At 40.5% G+C, this 2,866-nt stretch carries 2 protein-coding genes; both read right to left on the bottom strand.

What is annotated here, in order from left to right:
- Window positions 1-73: 73 nt before the first annotated feature.
- Window positions 74-625 (bottom strand): DUF4136 domain-containing protein, encoded by a 552-nt coding sequence (locus H5072_RS15985; protein WP_182694081.1) that lies wholly within the window; start codon window positions 623-625, stop codon window positions 74-76.
- A gap of 108 nt (window positions 626-733) precedes the next feature.
- Window positions 734-2,866, bottom strand: a 2,133-nt coding sequence (locus tag H5072_RS15980; RefSeq protein ID WP_182694080.1) for an ATPase, incomplete at its 5' end; no start/stop codon positions are given.

Raw genomic sequence — 2,866 nt, 5'->3', positions numbered from 1 at the left:
CCAAAAATACACACCCACAAAAAAGCTCACGAACTGTGAGCTTTTTTAAAACTTACTTATAGCTAATTTTAACTTACTGCTGCTTTTGCGGCGGGAAGTTACTTAATATTTCGCTCACTGTTTCATTAATTGATGCTTCACGTTGTTCTGGCGATTGGTTTTTCTTTAATCGGCCTTCTTTTGCGCCGCGCCATACTAGCTGGTTAGATTCACGATCCACAATATCAATAATCAGTGTGCCCACTTCGTATTCACGCGCGGTTGTATCACGTTGAAAACCAGTACCCCAATAACCCCAATGCGGGCGGTAGTTTACATTAAATGTATCTACTTCAAGCTCTTTATCTACCGATGCATGATAGTTAACAAGTACATCAGCATTTGCTGCATCAACTAAGCTCATACCTAGTGTTTGGCTCAGCTCTGCGTTTACGGCAGTGCGAACACGTTTTTCCATTAGGCCATTAATTTGGTAGTTATTTGTGTCTTTAGTTAGGCTGGCGTTTTCTACCCAAGCAAATGTTTTAAAATTACTAAAGTTGGCTGATTTATCGTAATCCCAATCAGGGGTTTGTGTACAGGCTGTAAGTAGTGCTAGCGCTGCAACAATAAGTATATTTTTCATTACGTTTGCTCCAATAAAATGCATTAATTTAAAATAACACACATCGTTTAAATGTGTATTATTTAAACGTCCTATATTTTAGTTTAGTTGGTTTGCCTTAACGGCCAATTAATTGTGTTCAACTTCAATCCAATCTTTTTCATCTACCCAGTTTTGTGCACCGTCTTTTACTGAACGAATAGGCACAATGTAGTCACAACTTATTTGTGGCTTAACTGAGGCAAATATAGGCACAAAACCAAAGCTTAGTGCGGTTTCTATAATCGCTTTTTGATTTTGTGGGTCAATGTCGGCCGCTTCATCTATATAAATTGGTATACGGTATAGGTTTTGTTCCTGGTCACTCAATAAGTAACGAATAAACAACATGCCACACAATAACTTAATAGTAATACGTGTGCCGTTTGAACCCGCCGAATCTATTTTTTCAAAGTGCTCTGTTTCACCTGCGCGGTTAACTACTTCAAATCGAATATCAAATAAATCGGTAAGTGTTAAACCCGCTTTATCTGAGGCAAGTTTTATTAAGTGATCTTTCGCTTCGTTTACCGCACTTTCGCTGTACGGTTCTTGGCTGAGTAAATCAAGCGTGTCACCTTGCTCAAACTGATGCGACGTACTGATAATGGTATCTATACTATCAACCAGCATTTTGCGCGGTATGACGTTAATTTTAAACGCTTGCAGGTTTGAAATTCGGTGCTGGCTTATGCCTTTATTAAAGCTGTTCATTTCGCGGCGAAGGCGGTCTAAATCTTCTCGCAAGCCTTTTATAGTTGCGGCCACTTCGGTAAGCGCAACACGTGCTTGGCGTTCAACCGCATCGCGTTCGTTATCAATATTATGAAAGGCGCTTATTAGTTTTTGGTATTTAGTATATTCGTCGTTTTCGTTGTCGAATTTAGTAATACCCGCGTTATATACATGCAAATAGGTATTACGCACGTTTATGTCAAAATTACGCAGTTCTTGGCAGTCTTTATTAAAATGATGAACAAGGTCGCTTAAGTTATCAAAGTCGACCGTAATATCAATCATGTATGGAGTTACTTTACCGCTGTATAAATCAAGCGTGTGATCAATTCGCTCGCTCTTAACTTGGCGTAATCGCTCAGTTTGGCGATTAATTTGCTCTTGTTTCGATTTAATTAACGAGCGACGATCGGCAATTGAGCCGCTATTTTTTTGAATATCTTGCAAGTAGTCGTCAACTTGTTCGCGCTCAGCTAATAACTGCTCTTTTAGCATGGCTTGCGCTTCAACCGACTGCTGCATTACCTCAAACTGCTCTAAGCGTTTTAGCGCGCCCTCGAGGCTCATAAGCTCATCGTATAACGCGTCTTTCTCTTTTTGCTTGTCGGCAACGTTTGCTGCAACATCGCGCTGTTGCTTAAACTCTTTAAGTGAGTGCTCAAGTGCATTTAACTGAGCGGTTAATTGCTCTTTGTTTTCGCCGCTTTGCATTTGCACAGGCGAGAGCTTTTTAAGCTTAATGCTCGCACCTGGTAGCGTTAAGACGCCGCCTTTAACGTTTTCGCTAAGTAGCGATAAAAATTCACCAAACGCGTCTTCGTCATCAATGGTTATATCGCCATTAGTGGTAGTCGCAAACGAGAGAATATCAGGGTTTAAAATCCGCGATATTTCTTCTACTTCTTTTAACGAGAGGTCTTCGCGCATGCGGGTAAACAAATTAAATTCAAGATTTTTAAGTTGCAGCTTTAGGCTCTTAATTTGTTTTTGTGTTTCGCTGATGCGGTAGTCAAGCGTGTGCAGGCTTTGCCCTTGTGCGCTAGTTATAGAGTGCGAAAGCGACTCGTAATCTTGCTTTAACTGAGTCAGGCTGGTTTTAAGGGTGGCTTTATTTACTAGTTCAAACTCGCTTTTAAGCGCATCGTAATCTAAAAACCACTGCTCAATTTGAGTTTGTCTGCGCTCTATATCACGCGATTGCTGTACGTATAGGCTTTGTTTTTGCTCAAACTCGTGTTTTTCGTGCTCTATATCTTCAAGGGCTATGCCCAACTCATTAAGTTGCGATTCTTGATAGGTATCAAAATCAATCAGTGCTTGGTCAATTTTAGGTGCGTATGCGGCTAATTTACCTTTAAGCACGGTTTGGTTTTCAAGCATTGATTCAAGCGCTGCTATTGGCTCTTGCATTGACTCAAGGGCTTTTAATTCGCGTTTTGAGCGGTTTACTTTATCAAACGAGCGACGCCATACTTCATAAAAGTCGAC

The organism is Pseudoalteromonas sp. SR45-5 (assembly GCF_014163565.1).
Taxonomy (GTDB): Bacteria; Pseudomonadota; Gammaproteobacteria; order Enterobacterales; family Alteromonadaceae; genus Pseudoalteromonas; species Pseudoalteromonas distincta.
Note: the sequence above shows the minus strand (reverse complement) of the source record. Positions and strands in the feature narration are given on the sequence as shown.

Bases quoted from the DNA above. Each gene is read 5' to 3' on its own strand.
- H5072_RS15985 (WP_182694081.1), bottom strand. From the start codon at position 625: ATGAAAAATATACTTATTGTTGCAGCGCTAGCACTACTTACAGCCTGT.